We start from the raw sequence: 21,588 nt of genomic DNA, 5'->3' as shown, positions 1-21,588 counted from the left end.
GGTGTGCGGCCCACTGTGACACTGACTGAAATGTCAGTCAAGATCGAAGACCCTTATGTGCCCGGGAGCAAGAGCTCTCCCGGGCACAGCGCAGGGCTCCAGCCGAGCGCAGGGCGTCTCAAGCCGAGCGCAGGGCGTCTCAAGCCGAATACATGGCGTCTCAAGCCGAGCGCAGGGCGTCCGTCGGAGATGCCCCGGCCGCGCGCAGGGCCGGGTAGATGCCGGCGACGGCGGCCACGAGGACGGAGACCGTGGGACCGGCGGCGAACGTGTAGAGAGGGATGGAGACCGGCCACCCCTGCGCGAGCGCGTAGCCGTAGACGGCGAGGCTGCCCATGATCAGCCCGCCGATTCCGCCGATGAAGCCCATCAGTACCGCCTCCAGCAGGAACTGCGCGGCGATCTGTCCGCCCCTCGCACCCAGCGCACGGCGCAGCCCGATCTCACCGCGGCGTTCCATCACGCCCACCACCATGGTGTTGGCGATGCCGACACCACCGACGAGCAGGGCGACCGCGGCGAGGGAGAGGACGAGGCCGGTGAGCGCGCCCTTCGCCTCGCCCCGTGCCGTGAGGAGGTCGGAGGGCCGGCTGACGGCGACGTTGCTCGGGCTGGCCGGATTCGCGGTGGCCCCGGCCACGGCCTGCACGTCCGGGACGCGTTCGGGATGGGACCGCAGGTAGACGGTGGCGGCGCTGCCGTCCGCGCCCAGATGGGCTGTGGCCTGGGGCCAGCCGACCAGGGCGGCCGTACCGAGTTCGGGTGCCAGGTCGTTCGGCGCCAGAATCCCCCGGACGACGTACGGCTGTCCGCCCAGCCAGACCCGCTCGCCCGGCGCGGTCACGCCGAGGCGCTGGGCGGCCTGGTCGCCGAGTACCGTCACCGGGAGTCTTTCGCCGGCCCGGTCCAACCACTGCCCGCTCAGCATGGTGGCGTGCAGGACGTCGAGCAGGTTCAGCCGCGTGGCCAGCACGCTGATGCTGCCGGTCTGCTGCTTCGGCACCAGGTCGTTGCGGTAGACCTCGGCCTTGGTGGCCCCCGTCGCGGTGACCTGCTGCACCGGGGCTATGCCGGCGAGCATCTTCTCGGCCGTGGGCGGCAGCGGTACGAGCCGCTGCTCGGGATCCTTCCCCGGGGCGACCGTGATCAGGTTGGAGCCGAGCTCGTCCAGGCGGGCCAGCAGGTGCGCCTGGTTCGACGAGGAGATGCCCGTCACGGCGATGACGGCGGCGATGCCCAGGGAGATGCCGAGGGCCGAGAGCGCGGAGCGCGTCTTGCGCGTGCGCGGTCCGATCATGCCGAGGCGCAGCAGGTCCGTCGGGCGCAGCCGGGTGCGCCGCTGGGGGGATGTCATGGAGCGGCTCCTGCGGGGTGCGGGCGGCGCTCGTCGAAGTCGATGCGGCCGTCGTGGATGCCGATGCGCCGGGGGAAGGAAGCGGCGAGGTCACGGTCGTGGGTGATGACGACGACGGTGGTGCCGCCGACGTTCAGGGCACGCAAGAGGTCGACGACGGATCTGCCGGAGGTGCTGTCCAGAGCCCCGGTGGGCTCGTCGGCGAGCAGCAGTGCCGGGCGGCCGACGAGGGCGCGGGCGATCGCGACCCGCTGCTTCTCGCCTCCCGAGAGCTGGTCGGGGTGGTGGCCGAGCCGGTGTCCGAGGCCGACCTCGCGCAGGGCTTCGACGGCCGCCTCACGCCTGCGAGCGGCGGGGACGCCGCTGTAGAGGAGACCCGTGGCGACGTTCTCGACCGTGGTGAGTCCCGCGAGCAGGAAGAACTGCTGGAAGACGAAGCCGATCCGGTGCGCGCGCACGGCGGCCAGCTCGGGGTCGGAGAGGTCGGACAGGTCACGTCCTTCGAAGCGCAGCCGGCCGGAGGTGGGCCGGTCGAGCGAGCCGAGAAGGGCGAGCAGGGTGGACTTGCCCGAGCCCGAAGGGCCGACCACGGCGAGGAGTTCGCCGGCTTCGACGGTGAGGTCGAGTCCGTGCAGCACGCGCAACGGCGGCGATCCCGGGTACTCCTTGGTGACACCGGTCAGCTCCAGCACCGGTGCCCGCCCCTGGGCCTGTGGCGGCGTCACGTGGGGATCACCACCCGGTCGCCGCTCTTCACGTCCCCGGTGATCTGAGCCCTGGCGTCGGCCACCAGCCCCAGCTGCACCTTGACGAGCCGGGTGGTGGTGCCGTCGAGGACCTTGACCCCGTAGCCGCCCCCGTCCAGGGCGAGCAGCGCGGTGACGGGGACGATGAGCGCGTCGGTGGCGGTGTCACCGACGACGCCGACCGTCACGGAGGAGGGTCCGGACTGTCGGGCTCGCCGCTGGTCGTCCAGCACGATGGTGACGGTGGTCTTCTGCCCACCGCCGCCGGAACCGTCCTGCCCGCCGCCCCCCTCGTCGCCGTCGCCTCCGCGGATCAGCGAGCGGATGCGTCCGTGGACGGTGCCGCCTTCGGCGAGCTTCACCACCACTTTGCCGTCGGGTGTGAACCGGGACAGCTGGTTCTCGGCCGGCTGCACCACGGCGACGAGATCGGTGCCGCTCACCGTCAGGACCGAGGTCGCGCCCAGGGGCGACCCCAGCTGCGCGCTCAGCTTGTGCACCCGCACGGCGGCCTGCGGCAGCATCACGACGCTGCCGAGCGGGACCGTTCCGGTCTGCTTCACGCCCAGGGCCTTCTGCCAGCGCTTGACGGCGGTGGCGGTGCCCGGCGTGAACTTCTCGTCGACGGCGATGCCGAGGCCCTCCGTGTGGCCGAGCGCGACCAGGTTGCGCTTGAGCTGCTCGACGTCGGGGCCTGCGCCGACACCCTGTCCCAGGTCACGCCAGAGCGGCCGGTTCCCTGTCATGAGGACGACGGGCCGTCCGTCGACCTCGTAGAGCCGCCCTCCCGCCTTCACCTCGGATCCCACCGGGGGCAGCGCGGTGACCGTTCCGCGCCCGGAGGCCATCACCGCGGTCGGCGCGTCGTACGCGAGCGCCCCGGCGACCTGGATGCTGCTGGACAGCGACCCCTTCTCCACCACCGCACTGCCGTGGCCGAGGGCCGGCTTCTCGGCGACGGAACCCCGGGGTTCCCAGGGGCGCGTCGCGCCCAACGCCGCAGCCCCTCCGATCGCGACGACGAGGACGAGCGGGACGACGACTCGGCGGCGCTTCCGCCGGGTGCCGCCGGACGCGCGCTTCGCAGGAGGGGAGGGATCCGCGGGCTCGATGGGAGCGATGGGAGCGATCGGTTCGATGGGCTGGGTGGGTTGGGTGGGCTGGGTGGGCTGGGTGGGCTGGGTGGGCTGGGCCATGGTCACTCGCCGATCCGGTAGCCGGGCAGGGGCAGCTTGCTGCACGCGGGCTGGACGGCGTCCCACTTGACCGGGTCGAACGACTGCCGGGGGATGACGAGGACGCCGCTCTTCGGGTCGGGGTCGGGAAGGTCCGGGTAGCCGTGCTTCCGTCCGCACTCGACCCAGGCGCGCGCCTGCTCGACGAACTTCTGGTCGTTCTTCGCCTTGGCCTGGTGGATGCCGGGATTCTTCGCGTCGCAGACCTTGACCGCCGCCTCGTACGCGTCGACGGAGGAGGAGTCGGCTCCGACCTGGCCGGCGGGGGTGAAGATGTTGCCCTCCTTGTCCTGCTGCACTCCGTTCTGTCCCTGCCCGTGCATGCAGGTCACCCAGGCCCGGCGGACCACGTTGTCGTCCTGCGGCGCTGCGGCGCCCGACCCGTCGTCCCCGGCGACCCTGGGAGCGGAGTCCTCCGAGGAACAACCGCTCATCACCAGTGCCGCGGTCACGGCGGCTGCCGCCACGAGGGCCCGTACGGTTCGACTGCGCATGTTCTGCTCCCTGCTCGATCTCGACGATGACGTCCAGCAGTTCTACGGAGCGTCCGGTGAGCCACGGGTGAGCGTGTGCCTAACCGCCGGCTAACGCGCCTGGGGGCATCCTTGGGCGGGCGGTTCCGAGGACAGGGCCGCGCGGTGCACGGTCGAGTGGAGTGGGTCGGATTGCGGGTGCTCATCGTCGAGGACGAGGCGGAGCTGGCCACGATGCTCGCCGAGGGCCTGCGGGAGGAAGGCATGGTGTGCGAGGTCGCCCACGACGGGCCACGCGCGCTCGAGATGACGGCCGCCGCCTCGTACGACGTCCTCGTCCTGGACCGGGACCTGCCCACGCTGAGCGGGGACGCCGTCTGCAGGGCGCTGAACACGGCCGGCTACCCGGCCAGGATTCTGATGCTGACCGCCGCCGGCGCCCTGTCCGACCTGGTCGACGGTCTCGGCCAGGGCGCCGACGACTACATGGCGAAGCCGTTCTCCTACCTGGAGCTGGTCGCGCGCCTCCGCGCCCTCGGCCGACGCGCCCCCACCGGCAGCACCGCGACGGTACTGAGCCGGCACGGCATCAGTCTGGACACCGTCCGCAGGGTCGCCGAGCGCGACGGCCGCCCGCTGAGACTGACACCCCGAGAGCTCGGCGTACTGGAGCTGCTGCTGGCGGCGGACGGCGCTCCCGTCAGTACGGAGGAACTCAAGGACCGGCTGTGGGACGCTGCGCTCGACCCGGCCACCACCGCGGTCCGGGTCACCGTGCACGCGCTGCGCCGCAAACTGGGCGACCCCGCGCCCATCCATCACGACCCGGGCTTCGGGTACCGGCTGTGAGCCGCCCGTACCGACGTCGTACGGCTCGACGCACCTCACCGTACCGACTGCCCCTGCGCGGCCGGCTGACCCTGACGACCACCTCGGTCTTCGTCGTCCTGGGTGCCGGACTGCTCCTGCTGAACTGGCTGAGCTCCCGTCAGCTCATCGAGGACAACCGCTCCGTCCTCGTCCCCGGGGCCGTCACGCCCGCCGTCCAGGCCACCGGAACCCCCGAGCCGGGACGGAGTCCCACCCCTCTGCCGCCGGGCAGCTCACCGGCCGCGACCACCACACCCGCCCAGGCCTTCGAGGACTTCCGGGACAGGATCCTCGACGACCTGCTCGTCCGTTCCCTGCTCCTGCTCGTCCTCTTCACCGCCCTCGCCGCGCTGCTCGCGTGGTGGGCCGGACGCCGCTCGCTGCACCGCCTCACCCAGGTCACGGCGACCGCCCGCCGCATCGGCGCCGGCAGCACCCTCGACGAACGGCTCGGCCTGGGCGGACCGCACGACGAGGTCCGCGAACTCGGCGACACCTTCGACGCCATGCTCGACCGGCTCGACCGCAGCTTCACCGCCCAGCGGCACTTCACCGCCCACGCCTCGCACGAACTGCGGACACCGCTCACCCTGCAACGCACCGCGCTGGAGATCCCCCTGGCCCAGGGCCGTGTCCCCGCCGACCTGGAACCGTCCCTCCGGCGTGCGCTGGACGCCAACGCCCGCACCGAGCGCCTGATCGACGCCCTGCTGACCCTGGCCCGCGGCGAGAGCGAGACCCAGACTCCGCATCCGGTCGATCTGGCGGACGTCGCCGGGAGCGCCACCGAGGATCTCGCCGGGGAAGCCCGGACCGCGGACGTCCACGTCACGGCGCACCTCGCGCCCGCGCCGGTCGCCGGCGACCCGTCCCTGCTCCGGCACATCGCCCTGAACCTGCTGGCCAACGCCGTACGCCACAACCACGCGGGCGGTACGGCGACGGTGACGACCGGCGTCCACGGCGAGGTCGCCTTCATCGAGGTCGTCAACACCGGCCCCGTACTGGACCCGGATACGATCCCCACGCTCTTCGAGCCGTTCCGGCGCGGCGCGGAGCCCCGGGGCAAGGGCCTGGGACTGGGGCTCGCCGTGGTGCGCGCGATCACCCTCACCCACCAGGGCGAGGTCACCGCGAAGGCCCGGCCCGGCGGCGGACTCGCGGTGCGGGTCGACCTGCCGTGCCGGGCTCCGGGTGATGCCCGGGACAGGGCCCAGGGCCTGTCCGGCGGGTCAGGGTCGGGATCAGGGTCAGGGTCGGACAGGCCCTAGCGGCCGAGCCGTTCGACCTCGGCGTCGACCGCTTCGCTCATCAGGGTCCGGGCGTGGGAGATCTGGAGCGTGCCGCTGAGCCAGCGCATGCTCAGGCCCTCCAGGAGGGCGGTGAGCCGCTCGGCGGACGCCGTGAGGGCGACCGCGGGGGCCATCGGCCGGACCTGGCCGAGCAGGGCCGCCACCTCCTGGACCCACACCAGGGTGGCCCTCGCCAGGTCCTCGCGCAGGAGATCGTCGAAGACGGCGCTCGCCCTCAACTCACCCCAGGCGCTGCTGTTCTCCCTGACCTCGGTCGAGTCCTGGAGTTCGAGGAGGAGCGTCTGGTCGAGTTCCTCGCGCGGGGTGAGCGGTTCGGCGTCCGGATCGCGGTCGGTCGTGTAGCGCTCGGCGCGGTCGTTGATGAACTCCAGCGTCTTGCTCAGGATCCCGGCGCGGTCCTTGAAGTGGTAGTAGATCAGCGCGGTGGACACGCCCGCCTCGGCGGCGAGCTCCTCCACGCGCAGGCCGCGTACCCCGCGCCGGGCGATCACCCGGGCGGCGGCTTCGAGGATCTGAGTGCTGCGAGACGCCATGGCCCGAACCTTACCGGGCGCCTTCCGTCGGTGGCATCACAGCCCTGACCGGTGGGTGGTGGCCCGGCCCGCGCGCGTCGTGACGGTGTCGCCCGGTCAGAGAACCGGGGGAACGACCGGCTGGGACTGGGTGGCGCAGTGGATGCCGCCACCGCCGCTCGCGATGCTGTCGATGTCCAGCTGGACGACGGTCCGGTCGGGGTACGCGGTCCGCAGGATGCCGGCGGCCACGCCGTCGGCGTATCCGTCGCCGAACCGGGGCACGAGGACGGCGCCGTTGGCGGTGTAGTAGTTGGTGTAGCTGGACAGGAAGCCGGTGCCCCTGCCGCGGATGGCGCGGCGGTCCGGGCCGGGGAGTTCGGTGACGGTCAGGCGGCGGCCCTGGGCGTCGGTCGCGCTCAGCAGCGCCTGCTTGGTCTCGTCGTAGACGGCGACCCACTTGCTGTCGGTGCCGGGGCCGGGCTGGTCCAGGATGACCTGCCCCGGTGCGACGAAACGGGCCAGACAGTCGATGTGGCAGTCGGTGATGTCCTGGCCGGCGAGTCCCGGCACCCAGATCACCTTGTCGATGCCGAGCGCCGCCTTCATCGCCTGCTCGACCTGGTCCTGGGTCATGCCCGGGTTGCGGTTGGCGTTGACGAGCGAGCTGACCGTGGCGAGCAGGGTGCCCTGGCCGTCGGTCTCCAGCGAGCCGCCCTCCCCGACGAACCCGGCCCGGACGCGAGGGATGCCGTACTGGCCGAGCAGGGTCGCGGCCGCGGCCGCGTCGTTCGCGTAGGGCTGCGCGTACGGCGTGCCGGTCTTGCCCCAGCCGTTGAAGTCGGTGTCCACGCCGGCGACGGCGCCGGGGGCGACCACGAAGGTGGGGCCGAAGTCCCGGATCCACAGGTCGTCGTTGGCGATCTCGACGACCTCGATGCCGTAGTAGGCGCCTGCTCCGCAGGCGTACCGGGCGTCGGCCGCCTGCTCGGGACGGGCGAGGACCACGACCGGTTCGAAGCGGGATATCGCGTCGGCCACCCTCGCGATGTCCCTGCGGACGCCACCGAGCTGAGTGGACCAGACGGACGACAGGGCGGGCCAGGCCATGAAGGTGCGGACGTGGCGGTCGTGCTCCGCGGGCATGCGCAGCGTGGCGCCCGACGGGCTGGTGGCGGCGCGGGCCACCGTGGGCAGTGCCGACCCGAGGGCCGCGAGCGGCAGGGCCGCCGCGCCGAGCTGGAGCAGTCGGCGCCGGGAGGTCGTGGGCGTGTCCATGGGACTCCTACCTGAGGGAGGGGAGGCGGGTCTTGCCCGCATGGTGGGCATCGTGACCCAGACTGAAAATTCAGTCAATGATCTCGAACGGACCATGGCGGCGGGGCGACGGCCTCGGGACGACCGCCCTCACAGCACTGACGGCGCTCGGACCGGCACTCGGACCGGCACTCGGACCAGCACTCGGACCAGCGCTCGGACCCGCGCTCGATGCCGGACGCCCTCGGCTACCGGGCGCGGCGATAGTGCTCGAACGCCGCGGTGACCGGCCCGCCGTCGGCCCGCGCCTCGATCAGCCGCACGATGACGATGTCCTGACCGTCGGCGCTGCGGACGCAGAAGGGGCGCTCGTCGACGACATCGGCGAAGGCGATCCTGGTGACCGGCTCCGTGTCGATGCCCCGCACGCAGTCGGCGGGGCCGAGCTCGTCCCCCGCGGACACGAAGGCGTCACTGTCCTCGGGCAGGACGAACTCCGAAGCGTCGCGCGCCAGATACCAGGTGGCGGTGTCCGCGGGAACGACCTTCCCGGCCTTCAGGTCGAACTCATAGGTGGCATCGGGCGAGGTCAGCTCGACGGTCTTGTCGCCGGGCACATAGGCGGCCGAGGGCGACGGTGCGACGGAGGCGGGCGCGGAGTCCTCGGCCGAACCCTCCGCCCGCCACGGGGAGTCGAGCAGATACACGGCACCGCCGACCAGTACGAGGACCGCGAGCGCCGCCAGAGCCGTCACCACCCCTCGACGCCCGCCCTTCGGCGCCCGCCGCGAGGGAGGCGCGACGCCGGTCTCGGGCCGGGGCGCCGGAGGAGGCGTGGCCGGGGCCGCGAGGGTGGGCTGCGCGTGGACCGGTGCCGGACGTACGGGCCGACCGTCCGTCGACGGCACGGCGGAAGCCGGGGCGGCCGGCATGGGGGTGGCCGGCGTCGGGGCGGCCGACATCGGGGCGGCGGGCATCGGGTGCCCGGCCTCTCCCGCCACCTCGCTGGTGACCGACTGGGGCAGCCAGCCCTCGGCGAACTCCGGGCGGGGACCCACCAGGGGATGGGCGTGGACGGCCGCGATCAGATCCACGGTCGCGGGGCGGTCCTCCGGCCGCTTGGCCAGACACCACGCCACCAGGTCCCGCAGTTCGTGCGGTACGCGAGCGAGGTCGGGCTGTTCGTGGACCACCCGGTACAGCGCGGCCGACTCCGGCCCCGCCCCGAAGGGACCCTCGCCGCCCGCCACGTACGCGATGAGCGCACCGAGCGCGAAGACGTCGGTGGCCGGGGACACCGGCCGGCCCAGTGCCTGCTCGGGAGCCATGAACGCCGCCGTGCCGATGCTCAGGCCCGTACCGGTCAGGGCGGTGGCGTCGGCCGCGCGCGCGATGCCGAAGTCGATGACGCGGGGCCCGTCCTCCGCGATCAGCACGTTGGCGGGCTTCAGGTCGCGGTGCACGACGCCCGCCCGGTGGATCACCTGGAGGGCCTCGGCGATGCCGGCCACGAGGAGCAGCACCGTACGCACCGGCAGCGGGCCGTGCCGCTGGACCACCTGGTGCAGGGACGGTCCGGGGACGTAGGCGGTGGCGAGCCACGGGGTCGGGGCGTCCACTCCCGAGGCGACCACCTGCGCGGTGAACAGGCCGTGGATGCGCTCGGCGCTGGCCACCTCCTGGGCGAAGCGCTGCCGGAACTCGGGGTCTCCCGCGAACTCCTCCCGTACCGCCTTCAGTGCGATCGGCCGGCCGCCGGGCGTGTGGGCCAGGTACACCACACCCATGCCGCCCGAGCCCAGCCGGGCCTGGAGGCGGTAGCCGCCGATCTCGCGAGGGTCGTCGGCCGACAGCGCCGTACGGGCGGGCCGTGCACCAGGAAGCTGAGCGGACATGCGGTGGCTCTTTCGACGGTACGGAACGACTGACGACTGACACAACTGGCGCATCGTGCCTCTAACTAAAGATTCAGTCAATATGCGACACTGTTGGTTCAGACCACTCGCGAGGGGGAACACGTGGCGACGGACCGCCGAAGGGCCATCCTGGAAGGTGCCGCGCGCGTCATAGCGCGGCGGGGGGTGCGCGGGCTGCGCATGGAGGAGCTGGCGACCGAGGCCGGGGTGTCCACCGCGCTGATCTACTACCACTTCAAGGACCGGGCCGGCATCCTGCGCCACACCCTGGAGTTCATCAGCGACCGGGCCGACCGCTACACCTCCGATCAGGGCGAGGGCGAGGGCGAGGACGAGAGCGAGGACGGGAGCGAAGACGGGGACGACGCCGTGCGGGAGCTGGAGCGCTCCTTGCTGCTGGAGTTCCAGGATCTCCCCGAAGTCCGCGAGAACAGCACGGCGTGGGGCGAACTGCGGGCCAGCGCGATCTTCGAACCCGAGCTCCGGGGAGACCTCGCCCGAGCCACCCTGGCCTGGATCCACGACGTCGCGGACCTGCTCGGCGGCATCCGGCCGACCGCACCCGCCCCAGCCCTCACGGCCTCCGCGGAGCGACTCACCGCCCTCCTGGAAGGGCTCAGCACGCGCTGGCTGAGCGGCGCCCTGCCCCTGACCCATGCCCGCGAACTGACGAAGGAAGCCGTGGCCGTGGAGCTGGAGCGGCTCGCGAAAATTGACTGAATCTTCAGTCAGTGTCAGAGTGGCGACACGAAGGCCGTGCCCGCCCTCGCGGTACCGGCGATTCACGGGGCAAGGCGTGCACCCTGTTCACGGGCACGGGCCTCGATCCACTCCCCTCCCCCTCTGATACCCCCCACCGCCGGATCCCTGGTCCCGCGAGCTCACGATCGGAGACCCCCATGTCCGTCCCCCCCTCCCGCCGCTCGGCTCTGCGCGTTCTCGCCGGAGTCGGCGCGTTCGCCCTCGGCACCTCCGCATGCGGCCCCGGCGACGCCGGTGACCCCGGCCAGGCAGCCGGCGCCAGCCCGTCGGCCGGCGCCGCCACCGGGTCGGCCGCGCCGAAGGACGAGGACCGGCGGATGCCCGCCGAGTGGGAGAGCCACGCCCGCACGTTCATGTCGTGGCCCGCCCTGGAGTCCGTCTGGGAGGACGACCTCCCCTACGTACGGCAGGACATCGCGCGGGTCGCACGGGCCATCGCGAAGTACGAGTACGTCGTGATGATGGCCCGGCCGAGCCAGCGGGCCGCCGCCCAGAAGGCCTGCGGCTCCGGGGTCGAGGTCATCGACCTCCCCGTCGACGACCTGTGGGCCCGCGACACCGTCCCCGTCTTCGTCGAGCAGGAGGGCGAGGTCGTCGGAGTCGACTTCAACTTCAACGGCTGGGGCAACAAGCAGACGCACGACAACGACGCCCTCGTCGGCCGGCTCCTGCTGCGCAAGTACGGGATCCCCCGCGTCCAGGCGCCCCTCGTCGCGGAGGGCGGCTCCTTCGAGACGGACGGCGAGGGAACCCTCCTCGTCACCGAGAGCTCGATCGTCAACGACAACCGCAACCGCGGGAAGTCGCGCGCCCAGATCGAGGCCGAGCTCAAGGAGCTCCTGGGCATGGAGAAGGTCATCTGGCTGAAGGGCGTGCGCGGCGAGGACATCACCGACGCCCACGTCGACAGTCTCGTACGGTTCACGGCGCCCGGAGTGGTCCTCCTGGACCGGGCGTTCCCCGGGACGCCCGCCGACTCCTGGTCGCGCTCCTCGGATCAGGCCATGTCCGTACTGAGCGAGGCGACCGACGCCCAGGGCCGCGGCTTCGAGATCATCGACCTCCCGCAGCCCGACCCCGACCTCATCACCGGCTACAGCGACGACTTCCTGTCGACGTACGCGAACTTCTACGTCGGCAACGACGCCGTCTACATGCCCAAGTTCGGCGACAGGAAGGCCGACGACCGGGCGCGCGGAATCCTGCGGGAGCAGTTCCCCAAGCGGGACATCGTGCAGCTGAACATCGACACCATCGCCACCGGAGGCGGCGGGATCCACTGCGCCACCCACGAACAGCCCGGCAAGCCGGTCGACTGATCACGATCCGAGGAGCCTCCGTGTCCGACACCCGCCGTCACCGACCGAGCCGGGCCCGCCTCTTCCCCGCCGTACTGGCCTGCGTCCTGATCGCGGCCGCCATCGCCCTGGGCGCGTGGCTCCAGTTCGGCGAACGCCAAGCCCTGGACACGGTGTACAGCACGGGCAGTTCGGCTCCCGACCGGGTGGACGTCGACGCCTCGATCCAGCGCGTCGACGCCTCCGGCCGGGAGCTGGTCCTGCGCGTCCTGGTCACCCCGCGAGGAGCGCTGGCCGAGGCCGGCGGCGTCTCCCCCACCGAGGACCTGACGCTCCAGACGTCGACCTCCACCCGGGGCGACCTGTCCTTCACGGCACACAGCCGCATCGCGACCATGGACCTGCCCGTCACCGTGACGGGAGGCCCGATCACGGACTACCCCTTCGACGCCTACGACGCCGCCATCGAGTTCAGCGCCACCCAGGGAGGCGAGAAGGTCCCCGTCCACATGACGCTGACCAACAGCGACGCCCTCTTCTCGGCGACGGTGGACGCCTCGGACGACCACGGGACCGCGGTCTTCGACGTCGGCCTGGGACGCTCCACCAGCGTGCTCGTCTTCGCCGTCTTCATGATGGTCGCCATGTGGGCCCTCGCCGCCTCGGTCCTCACCGGAGCGTGGTTCCTCGTCACCCGGCGCAAGGGGCTGACCTGGCCCGCCCTCGGCTGGATGGCCGCCACGCTCTTCGCCCTGGCGGCCTTCCGCAACACGGCCCCCGGCACGCCGCCGATCGGCTGCCTCATGGACTACCTCGCGTTCCTGTGGGCCGAGACCGTCATCGCCTTCTGTCTCGTCACCGTGGTCGTCACGGGCTTCAAGGCCGAGCGCCGGGCGGCGAGTACGGACTGACCGCGGGGGGAAAGAGCCGTCCGGGGTGCGCCCCCACGATCGGCGTGCGTCCGCCAGTATGAGGACCGGTCGGCCCACGGCTCTGCCTGCGCACCGATGGCCTCGGGGCGCCCGACACTGAGCGCACTCTTTCGCACGAATTCGCATGCATTCACCTTCATTCGCATGCTTCGTCGCCTTCCTCGATCAGGGAGCCGGATGGCCAGTCGTCTGCACCTTCGATGCCGTCGCGTCCTCGTCGTCGCGGCGGTCGCCACGCTGACGGCGGTCTCACCGGCCGCCACGGCACCCGCGCCCGCCGTGACGACGGCAGCCTCCGCCCCCGGACGACCGGCTCCCGCCCCCGGCTTTCCCGCTCCCGGCTTTCCCGCTCCCGCCCCCGCTCCGCTCGCGTCCGCCTTCGATCCGGCGCCCGCCCGGGCGAGCCTGGAGCGTCTGCTGCCGTCCGTGGCCGGGCAGTTCGACCTGGTCGCTGTCGAGGAACCCGCCACCGGCGACTACTTCGAGGTCTCCGGAACGGCCGGCGAGATCCGCGTACGCGGCACGTCGCCGGCCACGCTGCTCACCGGAGTGGGCTGGTACCTGGAGCGGGTCGCCGGGGTCGACATCGGCTGGCCGGGCGACAGCCTCGGCCGGCTGCCCTCGACGCTCCCGGCGGTCACCGGCACCGTCACCCGGAGCGCGACCGTGCCCCACCGCTACGCCCTCAACGACACCGACGAGGGGTACTCCGGCGCGTACCGCGACTTCGACGCGTACCGGCACGAGATCGACCTGATGGCGCTGCACGGCGTGAACGAGGTCTTCGTGCCGACGGGGGCCGAGTACCCGTACTACCAGGCCCTCCAGCAGTTCGGTTACAGCTCGGCGGAGTTGCGCGACTGGATCCCGGGACCGGCCCATCAGGGCTGGTGGCTGCTGCAGAACATGTCGGGCTTCGGCGGCCCGGTCTCCGAGCGGCTGATCGAGGCCCGCGCGGCGCTGGGCAGCCGGATCGCGGGACACCTGCGGTCGCTGGGGATGGCCCCGGTGCTGCCGGGCTTCTTCGGCACGGTGCCTCCGGAGTTCGCCGCGCGGAACCCGGGCGCGGTCACGGTCCCGCAGGGCCGGTGGGTGGGGTTCGCCCGGCCCGACTGGCTGGATCCGACCGGGCCGGTCTTCGATCGCCTCGCCGCGACCTACTACGGGTTCCAGCAGCGGCGGTTCGGTGACAGCGACATGTTCAAGATGGACCTGCTGCACGAGGGCGGCACCCCGGGCTCCGTCGACGTGGCGGCGGCGGCCGGGGCCGTCCAGCGGGCCCTGGAGGCGGCGCACCCCGGCGCGACCTGGGTCATGCTCGGCTGGCAGACGAACCCCTCGGCGGCTCTCCTGGGCGGCGTGGACCGCAACCGGCTGCTCGTCGTCGACGGTCTCTCCGACCGCTACGACGGTCTCGACCGCGAGACCCAGTGGGGCGGCACGCCGTACGCCTTCGGTGCGATCGGCAACTTCGGCGGCCACACCAGCATCGGCGCCAACACCGGCGTGTGGGTGGACCGTTTCCCCGCCTGGCTGACCAAGCCCGGCAGCGCGCTGCGCGGCATCGCCTACCTCCCGGAGGGCACCGGCGGGAACCCCGCCGCGTTCGACCTGTTCACCGAACTCGCCTGGCAGCCGGGCCCGATCGACCACCGGACCTGGTTCGCGGAGTACGCCGCCCGGCGCTACGGCGGCGCCGACCCCCACGCCGCCGCCGCGTGGGAGCAGCTGCGCCTCGGCCCGTACAGCATGCCCTCCGGTACGTGGAGCGAGCCGCAGGACAGCCTCTTCACCGCGCGGCCGAGTCTGACGACGACCAGGGCCGCGCGCTGGAGCCCGTCCGCCATGCGCTACGACGCGGCCACCGTGGAGCAGGCGCTCGCGGAGCTCCTGAAGGTGGCTCCCGAGCTGCGGACCACCGACGCCTACCGCCACGACCTCGTGGACGTGGCCCGGCAGGCGCTGACCAACCGCGGCCGCGTCCTGCTGCCGCGGATCAAGGCCGCGTACGAGGGCAAGGACCTCGCGGCGTTCCGGGAGCGGGTGGCCGAGTGGAACGCCCATCTGGAGCTGCTCGGGCGGCTGGTCGCCTCCGACCGGCGGTTCCTGCTCGGTCCGTGGCTCGCCGCCGCCCGCGCCTGGGGGGCCGACCCCGCCGAGCAGGACCGGCTGGAGTACGACGCCCGCTCGATCCTCACCACCTGGGCCGACCGGGGACCGAGCGACACGGCCGGGCTGCACGACTACGCCAACCGGGAATGGGCCGGTCTCGTCCAGGACGTCTACGCGCCGCGCTGGGCCGCGTACTTCGCGACGCTCGACAGCGCGCTGGTGAACCGTACGGAACCGGTCGCCGTCGACTGGTTCGCGCGGGACGACGCCTGGGCGCACGGCCACGAGCCGTACGCGACGACGCCGACCGGCGACCCCGTCGCCCTGGCGGGCGAGGTACAGGCGGCCCTGACGAGGTGATCCGTGACGGCGTCTCTAGTCTGGGGAGGTGCTTTCCCTCCCCCGGACCCTCCTCGCGAGCCCGTCCCTCGCCGACGCCGCCCTGCTCAGCCACACGGAACAGGGCCGTGCGTGGCCCCTCCTGGTGTGGGCCCCGGGACCGGGCGTGCGGATGGTGTCGAGCGCCGTCCTCGGCGGCGGCATCGGGGAACGGGCCTGGGTGCTGAACGCGCAGGTCCCGCCCGGCTACGACCGGCTGGATCCCGTCGCCCACCTCCGCGCGCTGGCCTCCGGCGCCGGGCTCGAAGGCCCCGGGGTGGGGCTCATGACGGCGGCCTCGGTCGAGAACCGGCGGCACGCGGCGGACGGGGGCGCCGAGGCCTTGGTGACCGCCGGGATCGGCGTACGGGGCTGGGCGGCCGTACCGGGGGCCGGCGGCGTCGCGGCCCCGCGCCCGGGGACGATCAACATCATCGTTTCGCTGCCCGTGCCGCTCACGGACGCCGCCCTCGTCAACGCGGTCGCCACCGCCACCGAGGCGAAGGTCCAGGCCCTCGTCGAACTCGGGGCGGACGCCTCGGGCACGCCGACGGACGCCGTCTGCGTGGCCGCGCCGGCTCCCTCGCCTGCCGGGAGCGACGGAGGGTCGACGGCCGAATCGGCCGCCGCGCCGTCGGTCGCGCCGTCGGTCGCGTCGCCCGTCGCGCCGCCGCTCTCCGATTCGTTCGCCGATTCGTTGGCCGAGTCGTTCGCCGGGCCGCGGTCGCTCTGGGGCGCGCGGCTCGCGCGCGCCGTGCACCGCGCGACGTACGAGGCCTGCGCCGGCCTCGTCGGCCGCGTCGGTTCGTAGAAGGCGCGTCAGGCCGCTCAGCCGTGTGAGAGCAGGGCCGCCGTGAGTTCCGCCGCCCGGCGGTGCCAGAAGCCGGCGCCCCGGAGCATGGCGTGGCCGCCGGTCGGCATCGGGATGCCCGCGGCGTCGGCGCCCGCCGCCCGCGCCCTGCGGACGAAGTCCCAGGACTCGCGGGCCGAGGTGACGCGGTCGGTCTCGTCGTGCAGGAGGTACAGCCGTCGGCCGCCGAGGTGGTCGACGGGCTCGCCGGTGGGGCACCAGGGCGCGAGGGCGACGACACCGCGGACGGCCGGGTCGCCGGCGGCGCTGAGTGCGGCGCGCCCGCCCATGGAGTGGCCGAGGAGCACGACGGGCACGGGCCCGACGCGCTCCCGGAGCCGGACGAGGGCGGCCTCGGCGTCCCGGGCCGCGTCGGCGCGCGGGCCGTTCCAGCCTCGGTGGCGGTAGCGCACCTCGGCGACCAGCACGTCCCGGCCCCGGACGGCCCGGGTCACGGCGGTGACGAAGGGCCGCATGCGCAGGGCGGGCAGGTTGAGCGCGGGCGGCGGCTCCGGCCCGTCGGCGCGGCCGCCGTGGAGCAGCAGAACGGCCGCGGCGGGGACCGCCGGCGCGCTGCGGACGAGAAGCGTGCCGGGCTCGGTCGGCCGCGCGCGGCAGCAGGCCCCCGGGGTCAGCGACGTCATCGGGGATCCGCGCAGCTCGTACGGGACGCGTGGGCCGTACTTGACGCGTGGTTCGAACGTGCCTCGTGGGCCTCGCGGTTCGTGTGGTTCGCGTGTCCGGGTCGCCGCGCCATGGGTGCCTCCAGGAGTCGCCTGCCGTTCCCCGCGATGGACGGTCCGCCCATGCCGCGCGGGGAGACGACCGTGAGGGCCGCAGTCTGCCATCACGGCGTCCCGGGCGTCCCGACGGGCCCGGGTGGGGCCGGGCAGGCGACCGTGCCGGGTCGGACGGCGAGCCTGAGCTTCGGTGCGGTGAGGAGGCCCGGGATCTGGAAGTCCTGGGCGGTGCCGACGATCCGGTCGAACTTGGCGTAGCGGGCCTGGATGCCGAAGCGGTGCTGAGGGCTGTTCAGCGGGTTGGCGAGGTACGCCCCGGACGCGTCCTTGACGGTCTTCACGTCGGCGCCGTTGACGTTGAGGTCGACGACGCCGTCCATGTCGAGGACCCCGGTGGCGTTCCGCAGGTCGAGGACGGTGTTCTTCGTCCGGATCTCCCACGAGCCGGGATCGTCGTCGCCGAGGGTGAGCATCAGCGTGTACGTCGCTCCCGCGATCTGCTGCCGCTGGCTGAGGCACAGGCCGTTGAGCACGCCGTCCGCGAAGCCCATGCGGAGCACCCGCACGGTGGCGGCGGTGCCGTCGGGCCGGACGACGGGCTGGTCCACGACCGCGGCACCGTACTGCGTCCCGTACAGGCTGCTGGTGGTGAAGTCGACGGGACGGTCCTGGATCCGCAGGCCGACGGCGAGCGCGCCGCTCGCCATGGCGGACCCGAGGCCGGCCGCCGCGAGGAGCGCGGGCACGGCGACGGCGAGCGAGCGGCGCCAGTGGGTGCGCCCTTCCGGGGAGGAGCGGTCGCCGGGGCTCACGGGACGGTCACCGTGATGGTTCCGGGGAGGTGGACGGGGTTGTCGGTGGAGTCGAGGGCCGCGTGGTCGTCGACCGTACGGATGGCGTAGATGTCGCCGACGAAGTCCTCGGCCCCCGCCGTCAGCGGGATCAGGGAGCCGAAGAAGTCGAGCAGCCCCTGCACCCCGCAGATCTTGACGAGGACGCGGACGCAGACGTTGGTGATGGTGCCCCACATCGTGGTCGTCTCGGGTCTCCCCGCGCTGTCGTGGCCGCCGAGGGACCCCTCGTCCGGCACGTCGATGGTGACGGTGTGCCCGGCCGCCCGCTGGGTCACGTTCATGTGCGAGCGGATCTTGAGCTTGGTGAAGGTGTACTGGGTCGTCGTGCGGGTCGTGCCGTCCGAGAGCCGGACGGTGACGTTCCTGTCGACGGTCATCGAGACGGCGACCATGCTCGCGATGGTCACGTGCAGCGGGTCCGGCGCGGGCAGGAAGGGCGCGCCCAGCGGCTCGGGCGCGGCGGCCGTCCGGCCCGCGGCGCTGCTCGGCTGCCCGGACCAGACGGCCGTGGTGACGGCGAGCAGCAGGGCGGTCGTCACGGCGACGAGCGGGGACCGTACGGCGCGGATCACGCTTCCACCGCCAGGTCCGCTGCCACCCGGTCCGACACCGCCCGGTCCGCTGCCACCCGGTCCGCCGCCGTACGGTCCGCCGCCGTGCGACGCGGGCGTTTGGCACCCCAGCCGACCGTCATCGAGCCGCCGAGGACGCCGAGCGCCATGCCGACGAGGAACCCGCCGAGGTTGGAGACGACGAGCGAGACGACCGCGAGGACCACGCCGAGGAGCCCGAAGGTGTAGCGCTGGCCGGGCAGCGCCATCGGGATCAGACCGCAGAGGATCATCCCGCCGCCGACGAGGTATCCGGCCACTCCCCCGAAGCCCGTGCTCACGATCAACTGGAGGGAGCTGAGCGAGAACTTGAGGACGGTCCACCCGCCGGCGACCAGCCACACCCCGCCCCAGAACGGCCGGGTCCGGCGGAAGGCCCGGAACCACCCGTACGCGGACCTCAGTCGGCTCAGCATGTCGTCGCCGTTCCCGGGACGACCTTGATCCTCAGGTCGGGCAGGACGAGCGCCCCGGCCATCTCGGCGTCGTACGCCGTCGCGTGGAGTCCGTGCAGGGTGATCGAGCTGCCGCCCTCCCCGCCCGCCGAGCCGAGTCCGAACCCGCCGGGCAGCGCGCCCGTGAGCGGCTTCCCGGCCACGGTGACCTGGTCGGCGGACTGGCCGAGTACGGCGTTCTCAAGGGTGGTCGGCCCGTACGCCTGGAGTTCGGTGGCCTGGATGTAGAGGTTCGACGCGTCGATGTCGGTCGTGAACGTGCCGGGCGGCGCGGCCGTCACCTTCTGGCCGCCCGTCAGGAGCAGCGAGTACGGGACGCCCGCGATGGTCTGGTGGACGATGCCGCACAGCCCGGCGAGCCCGGCGCTCGCGAAACCGACGCGTGCCATCGCCGTGTTCGTGGTCGTGGTGCCGTCCGGGCGTCCGACGGCCGGGGTGTTGACGATGGCCCCGAAGCCGGAGCCCTCGACCCCGTTGGAGGTCAGGGTGAAGGGCTGCCCGGTGACGCTGAAGTTGGCGGCGAGGGCGCCCTGCGCCAGGGCGGTGCCGAGGACCCCGACGGCGAGCGCCGAGGGGACGAGGGCGAGTGCGCCGCGCCCCCAGCGGGTGCCGCGCCGGGTGCCGTCGGACGCCTCGGCGAGCATCCGGGCGTTCCAGTCGGCGGCAGCGCGGGTACCGGTCGCGCGTACCCGGCGGAGGGACGGGCCGAGACGGATGGTCCCGCGGTTCATACGGATCCACTCCTCACGGGCGCTCCGGGCCGTGTGCGGCGCAGCGGTCCGCCGCGCCGCCGGGCCGGCTTCTCGGGGAGCCAGGCGAAGGCCATCGATCCGCCGAGGACGGAGAGGGCCATGCCCGCGAAGAGGCCACCGAGGTTCGACAGCGGGAAGGAGGCGACTCCCGCGATCACCGCGATGACGCCGGCGGTGTGGCGCTGTCCGGGGAGCAGCAGGATCAGCAGGGCCATCGCCATGAGGACGACTCCGCCGGCCATGCCCGCGATGCCTCCGACGCCGACCTGGAGGATCTTGCCGAGCGGTGCCATCGGCAGGAAGAAGATGACGAAGCCGCCGGCCCCGGTCCAGAGGGCCGCCCAGAACGGGCGGGTGCGGCGCCAGCGCCGGAAGGCGAGGCGCGCGCCGCGCGGAGTGGGGGCGGGAGCGGACGCTTCGCGCGGCTCGGGCGGCGGATCAGTGGTCATGAGGCGAGCCCTCGCAGTCGGGGGTCGAGTGGGAAGGGGAACCGGAGAACCGGCGGGAACCAGGGAACCGGCGGGAACCGGAGAACCGGCGGGAACCTGGAACCGGGGAACCGGGGATCCTCGTCCTGCGCGCCGCTGGGCGCGGATCCCCGGCTTCCGGCGTCGTCAGGCCGGGCTCAGCGCGGCTGTCAGCAGGGCTTGTCGCCGTGGGCGATGCCGATGGCCAGGTCCGGCAGGGTGATCGCGCCGGAGATCGTGGCGCCGTTGGCGTCGGCGTTGAGGTTCCTGATGTCGGTCCGGCCGCCGGTGGCGTCCAGGCCGAACTGGCCGGGGGTGCCGTCGTCGATGCCGGCGCCCTTGATCCCGGCGCCGTCGGCGGCGGCGCCGATCACGTTCGGGGTGGTGTCGCTCGCGTTGAGCGTGGCGGTGGCCGCCTTGAGCGCCTGGGCGTCGAGGACCAGTTTGTTCGCCTGGAGGCCGGCTCCGGCGACGAGCTGGTCGCTGGTGAGCGGGGTCGCCGCCGCCGGGGAGGAGATGTTGAGCGACCAGGTGCCGAGGCTGCCGATGACCGGGAGGTCGACCGACTGGACGGCGTGGACGCAGATGCCGTCCAGACCCGCCTTGGCGATGCCGACCTCGGCGGCGCCCTTGGCCCCGCCGGCGTCGATGGTGTGCATGACCGCGCCGATGCCCTGCGGGGCGGCGACGGTCTTCGAGCTGAGGGTGAAGGGCACGCTCGTCAGCGAGAGGTTCGCGGCGAGCGCGCCCTGCACCATCGCCGTGGCCATGGCCGCCACGGCCGCGGTCGCGGGCAGGGCCAGGAATGCCGATCTGCGCCAGCGGGTGACGCCTCTGCTCTCTTCCTGTCTGTTCTCTTCCTGCATGTGAACTCCCACCGTCGTCCCGCGCCGTCGGCGCGGGGGGATGTGAACCCGGCAGCGGTGCGTCTCGCGGCCGGACGACCGGAGACGGATGACACTTCACTGCTACCTGTTCGAGAATTGGACAGTTCTTAAGGATGTGTCAACACTCTGGACAATCCTGGGGAGAATTCCGGCTGGACTAGGCTGGGCCGATGGCACGGTTCAGGGAGACGGTCCGGACACTGCTGCGCGAACGTCTCCTGGACGCCGCGTACGACGCGGTCGCGGACCGCGGCTTCGACAAGCTCCGGATGGCACACCTCGCCGGAGCCGTCGGCGTCAGCCGTCAGACGCTGTACTCGGAGTTCCCCTCCAAGGAGGCGGTCGGCGAGGCCCTTTTCCAGCGCGAACTGGAGCGCTGTCTGCTCGGCATCCAGCAGGGCCTGGACGCACACCGGGACGACCTCCGCGCGGCCGTCGAGACCGCCGTCGGCTTCACGCTCACGCTGGCCGGCCGGAACCCGCTGGTCAAGGCCGTACTGACGAGCACCGGCGAGGACGGCCTCCTCCCCTACCTCACCACCCGGTCCGCGTCCGCGTTCGAGATGGCGACGGCGATGGCCGACGCGTACGTCACGGAGGCCTGGCCCGGTGTGGACCCGGTCGCACGCGAGCTGGCCGTGGACGCGGCGGTCCGGCTGACCGCGAGCCACATCGTCCAGTCGACCGCCTCACCCGAGGAGTCGGCCCGCCGCATCGCCGACACGGTGGTCCGCGTCGCCCTGAGCACGGGCCACGAGAGCCTCGCACCGACGCAGTAGACGGGCTCACGGCCCCGGCGCCTGCTCCCACGCGG

General features: G+C 73.0%; 22 protein-coding genes. 8 read left to right on the top strand and 14 right to left on the bottom strand.

Translation table 11 applies throughout. The features are described 5' to 3' along the window. Positions 1-160 precede the first annotated feature (160 nt). From ACZ6K0_RS26455 to ACZ6K0_RS26440, 4 genes are read right to left on the bottom strand one after another with little or no spacing between them, the layout of a single operon-like run. The gene (locus ACZ6K0_RS26455) at positions 161-1,354 is read right to left on the bottom strand and encodes an ABC transporter permease (protein WP_376397090.1); all 1,194 of its coding nucleotides are present in this window, start codon (positions 1,352-1,354) and stop codon (positions 161-163) included. Continuing rightward, positions 1,351-2,079, bottom strand: a complete 729-nt coding sequence (locus ACZ6K0_RS26450) for an ABC transporter ATP-binding protein (RefSeq protein WP_469232588.1) — start codon at positions 2,077-2,079, stop codon at positions 1,351-1,353. Before ACZ6K0_RS26450 ends, ACZ6K0_RS26455 begins: the two co-directional genes overlap by 4 nt. Next, on the bottom strand, positions 2,076-3,296 hold the full coding sequence (locus tag ACZ6K0_RS26445) for a peptidoglycan-binding protein (protein ID WP_469232590.1): 1,221 nt from the start codon (positions 3,294-3,296) through the stop codon (positions 2,076-2,078). The genes ACZ6K0_RS26450 and ACZ6K0_RS26445 overlap by 4 nt, the downstream gene beginning before the upstream one ends. A 2-nt stretch (positions 3,297-3,298) precedes the next feature. Continuing rightward, positions 3,299-3,829, bottom strand: coding sequence for a hypothetical protein (locus tag ACZ6K0_RS26440; protein ID WP_469232592.1), 531 nt, complete (start codon positions 3,827-3,829; stop codon positions 3,299-3,301). Between the two features lie 171 nt (positions 3,830-4,000). Between ACZ6K0_RS26440 and ACZ6K0_RS26435 the strand changes: the two genes are divergently transcribed. Then, entirely contained in the window at positions 4,001-4,657 is a 657-nt protein-coding gene (locus ACZ6K0_RS26435; RefSeq protein ID WP_376397304.1) for a response regulator transcription factor, read from the top strand. Next, on the top strand, positions 4,654-5,949 hold the full coding sequence (locus ACZ6K0_RS26430) for a sensor histidine kinase (protein WP_469232594.1): 1,296 nt from the start codon (positions 4,654-4,656) through the stop codon (positions 5,947-5,949). Before ACZ6K0_RS26435 ends, ACZ6K0_RS26430 begins: the two co-directional genes overlap by 4 nt. Here the strand turns inward: ACZ6K0_RS26430 and ACZ6K0_RS26425 are convergent. The 3 genes from ACZ6K0_RS26425 to ACZ6K0_RS26415 all read right to left on the bottom strand — a co-directional run bounded on the left by ACZ6K0_RS26425 (position 5,946) and on the right by ACZ6K0_RS26415 (position 9,655). Further along, a complete protein-coding gene (locus tag ACZ6K0_RS26425) occupies positions 5,946-6,524 on the bottom strand; it encodes a TetR/AcrR family transcriptional regulator (protein ID WP_376397105.1) in 579 nt (192 codons plus the stop codon). The two genes, ACZ6K0_RS26430 and ACZ6K0_RS26425, sit on opposite strands and share 4 nt — an antisense overlap. A 96-nt stretch (positions 6,525-6,620) precedes the next feature. Next, a complete protein-coding gene (locus ACZ6K0_RS26420; RefSeq protein WP_469232595.1) occupies positions 6,621-7,781 on the bottom strand; it encodes an agmatine deiminase family protein in 1,161 nt (386 codons plus the stop codon). Between the two features lie 227 nt (positions 7,782-8,008). Further along, positions 8,009-9,655, bottom strand: a complete 1,647-nt coding sequence (locus tag ACZ6K0_RS26415) for a serine/threonine-protein kinase (RefSeq protein ID WP_469232597.1) — start codon at positions 9,653-9,655, stop codon at positions 8,009-8,011. Between the two features lie 123 nt (positions 9,656-9,778). Here ACZ6K0_RS26415 and ACZ6K0_RS26410 point away from each other — a divergent pair, with 123 nt between their 5' ends. The 5 genes from ACZ6K0_RS26410 (at position 9,779) to ACZ6K0_RS26390 (ending at position 15,969) form a co-directional block, all read left to right on the top strand. Continuing rightward, on the top strand, positions 9,779-10,396 hold the full coding sequence (locus ACZ6K0_RS26410) for a TetR/AcrR family transcriptional regulator (RefSeq protein WP_469232599.1): 618 nt from the start codon (positions 9,779-9,781) through the stop codon (positions 10,394-10,396). 179 nt (positions 10,397-10,575) lie between these two features. Then, positions 10,576-11,757, top strand: coding sequence for an agmatine deiminase family protein (locus ACZ6K0_RS26405; RefSeq protein WP_469232601.1), 1,182 nt, complete (start codon positions 10,576-10,578; stop codon positions 11,755-11,757). 20 nt (positions 11,758-11,777) lie between these two features. After that, positions 11,778-12,647 (top strand): DUF4436 domain-containing protein, encoded by an 870-nt coding sequence (locus ACZ6K0_RS26400; protein ID WP_469232602.1) that lies wholly within the window; start codon positions 11,778-11,780, stop codon positions 12,645-12,647. Between the two features lie 198 nt (positions 12,648-12,845). Next, complete coding sequence (locus ACZ6K0_RS26395; protein ID WP_469232604.1) at positions 12,846-15,140, top strand: alpha-N-acetylglucosaminidase; 2,295 nt, start codon at positions 12,846-12,848, stop codon at positions 15,138-15,140. 28 nt (positions 15,141-15,168) lie between these two features. Next, the gene (locus ACZ6K0_RS26390; RefSeq protein WP_469232605.1) at positions 15,169-15,969 is read left to right on the top strand and encodes an adenosylcobinamide amidohydrolase; all 801 of its coding nucleotides are present in this window, start codon (positions 15,169-15,171) and stop codon (positions 15,967-15,969) included. Positions 15,970-15,986: 17 nt separating this feature from the next. On the opposite strand, the gene ACZ6K0_RS26385 is transcribed toward ACZ6K0_RS26390, so the two are convergent. The 7 genes from ACZ6K0_RS26385 to ACZ6K0_RS26355 all read right to left on the bottom strand — a co-directional run bounded on the left by ACZ6K0_RS26385 (position 15,987) and on the right by ACZ6K0_RS26355 (position 20,753). Beyond that, entirely contained in the window at positions 15,987-16,652 is a 666-nt protein-coding gene (locus ACZ6K0_RS26385; protein WP_469232607.1) for an alpha/beta fold hydrolase, read from the bottom strand. 203 nt (positions 16,653-16,855) lie between these two features. Further along, positions 16,856-17,560 carry a DUF6230 family protein gene (locus ACZ6K0_RS26380; RefSeq protein WP_376397131.1) on the bottom strand — a complete coding sequence of 235 codons (705 nt, stop codon included), beginning with the start codon at positions 17,558-17,560 and terminating at the stop codon, positions 16,856-16,858. Further along, positions 17,557-18,174 carry a hypothetical protein gene (locus tag ACZ6K0_RS26375; protein ID WP_469232609.1) on the bottom strand — a complete coding sequence of 206 codons (618 nt, stop codon included), beginning with the start codon at positions 18,172-18,174 and terminating at the stop codon, positions 17,557-17,559. Before ACZ6K0_RS26375 ends, ACZ6K0_RS26380 begins: the two co-directional genes overlap by 4 nt. Beyond that, positions 18,171-18,629 carry a DUF6114 domain-containing protein gene (locus ACZ6K0_RS26370; RefSeq protein ID WP_469232611.1) on the bottom strand — a complete coding sequence of 153 codons (459 nt, stop codon included), beginning with the start codon at positions 18,627-18,629 and terminating at the stop codon, positions 18,171-18,173. Before ACZ6K0_RS26370 ends, ACZ6K0_RS26375 begins: the two co-directional genes overlap by 4 nt. After that, complete coding sequence (locus ACZ6K0_RS26365) at positions 18,623-19,399, bottom strand: DUF6230 family protein (RefSeq protein WP_376397140.1); 777 nt, start codon at positions 19,397-19,399, stop codon at positions 18,623-18,625. Before ACZ6K0_RS26365 ends, ACZ6K0_RS26370 begins: the two co-directional genes overlap by 7 nt. Next, on the bottom strand, positions 19,396-19,869 hold the full coding sequence (locus ACZ6K0_RS26360; protein WP_376397143.1) for a DUF6114 domain-containing protein: 474 nt from the start codon (positions 19,867-19,869) through the stop codon (positions 19,396-19,398). The genes ACZ6K0_RS26365 and ACZ6K0_RS26360 overlap by 4 nt, the downstream gene beginning before the upstream one ends. Positions 19,870-20,057: 188 nt before the next feature. After that, entirely contained in the window at positions 20,058-20,753 is a 696-nt protein-coding gene (locus tag ACZ6K0_RS26355) for a cholesterol esterase (RefSeq protein ID WP_376397147.1), read from the bottom strand. A gap of 191 nt (positions 20,754-20,944) precedes the next feature. Here ACZ6K0_RS26355 and ACZ6K0_RS26350 point away from each other — a divergent pair, with 191 nt between their 5' ends. After that, a complete protein-coding gene (locus ACZ6K0_RS26350; RefSeq protein WP_469232612.1) occupies positions 20,945-21,553 on the top strand; it encodes a TetR/AcrR family transcriptional regulator in 609 nt (202 codons plus the stop codon). The last annotated feature ends 35 nt before the right edge of the window (positions 21,554-21,588 follow it).

The organism is Streptomyces sp. NPDC042346 (genome assembly GCF_055581845.1).
This window is presented reverse-complemented; position numbering and strand designations above follow the sequence as displayed.

What these genes read in the sequence shown, in the direction of transcription:
- ACZ6K0_RS26455 (WP_376397090.1), bottom strand. Translation starts at nt 1,354, where the DNA reads ATGACATCCCCCCAGCGGCGCACCCGGCTGCGCCCGACGGACCTGCTG.
- ACZ6K0_RS26445 (WP_469232590.1), bottom strand. Translation starts at nt 3,296, where the DNA reads ATGGCCCAGCCCACCCAGCCCACCCAGCCCACCCAGCCCACCCAACCC.
- ACZ6K0_RS26440 (WP_469232592.1), bottom strand. Translation starts at nt 3,829, where the DNA reads ATGCGCAGTCGAACCGTACGGGCCCTCGTGGCGGCAGCCGCCGTGACC.
- ACZ6K0_RS26425 (WP_376397105.1), bottom strand. Translation starts at nt 6,524, where the DNA reads ATGGCGTCTCGCAGCACTCAGATCCTCGAAGCCGCCGCCCGGGTGATC.
- ACZ6K0_RS26420 (WP_469232595.1), bottom strand. Translation starts at nt 7,781, where the DNA reads ATGGACACGCCCACGACCTCCCGGCGCCGACTGCTCCAGCTCGGCGCG.
- ACZ6K0_RS26415 (WP_469232597.1), bottom strand. Translation starts at nt 9,655, where the DNA reads ATGTCCGCTCAGCTTCCTGGTGCACGGCCCGCCCGTACGGCGCTGTCG.
- ACZ6K0_RS26405 (WP_469232601.1), top strand. Translation starts at nt 10,576, where the DNA reads ATGTCCGTCCCCCCCTCCCGCCGCTCGGCTCTGCGCGTTCTCGCCGGA.
- ACZ6K0_RS26395 (WP_469232604.1), top strand. Translation starts at nt 12,846, where the DNA reads ATGGCCAGTCGTCTGCACCTTCGATGCCGTCGCGTCCTCGTCGTCGCG.
- ACZ6K0_RS26385 (WP_469232607.1), bottom strand. Translation starts at nt 16,652, where the DNA reads ATGACGTCGCTGACCCCGGGGGCCTGCTGCCGCGCGCGGCCGACCGAG.
- ACZ6K0_RS26370 (WP_469232611.1), bottom strand. Translation starts at nt 18,629, where the DNA reads ATGCTGAGCCGACTGAGGTCCGCGTACGGGTGGTTCCGGGCCTTCCGC.
- ACZ6K0_RS26365 (WP_376397140.1), bottom strand. Translation starts at nt 19,399, where the DNA reads ATGAACCGCGGGACCATCCGTCTCGGCCCGTCCCTCCGCCGGGTACGC.
- ACZ6K0_RS26360 (WP_376397143.1), bottom strand. Translation starts at nt 19,869, where the DNA reads ATGACCACTGATCCGCCGCCCGAGCCGCGCGAAGCGTCCGCTCCCGCC.
- ACZ6K0_RS26355 (WP_376397147.1), bottom strand. Translation starts at nt 20,753, where the DNA reads ATGCAGGAAGAGAACAGACAGGAAGAGAGCAGAGGCGTCACCCGCTGG.
- ACZ6K0_RS26350 (WP_469232612.1), top strand. Translation starts at nt 20,945, where the DNA reads ATGGCACGGTTCAGGGAGACGGTCCGGACACTGCTGCGCGAACGTCTC.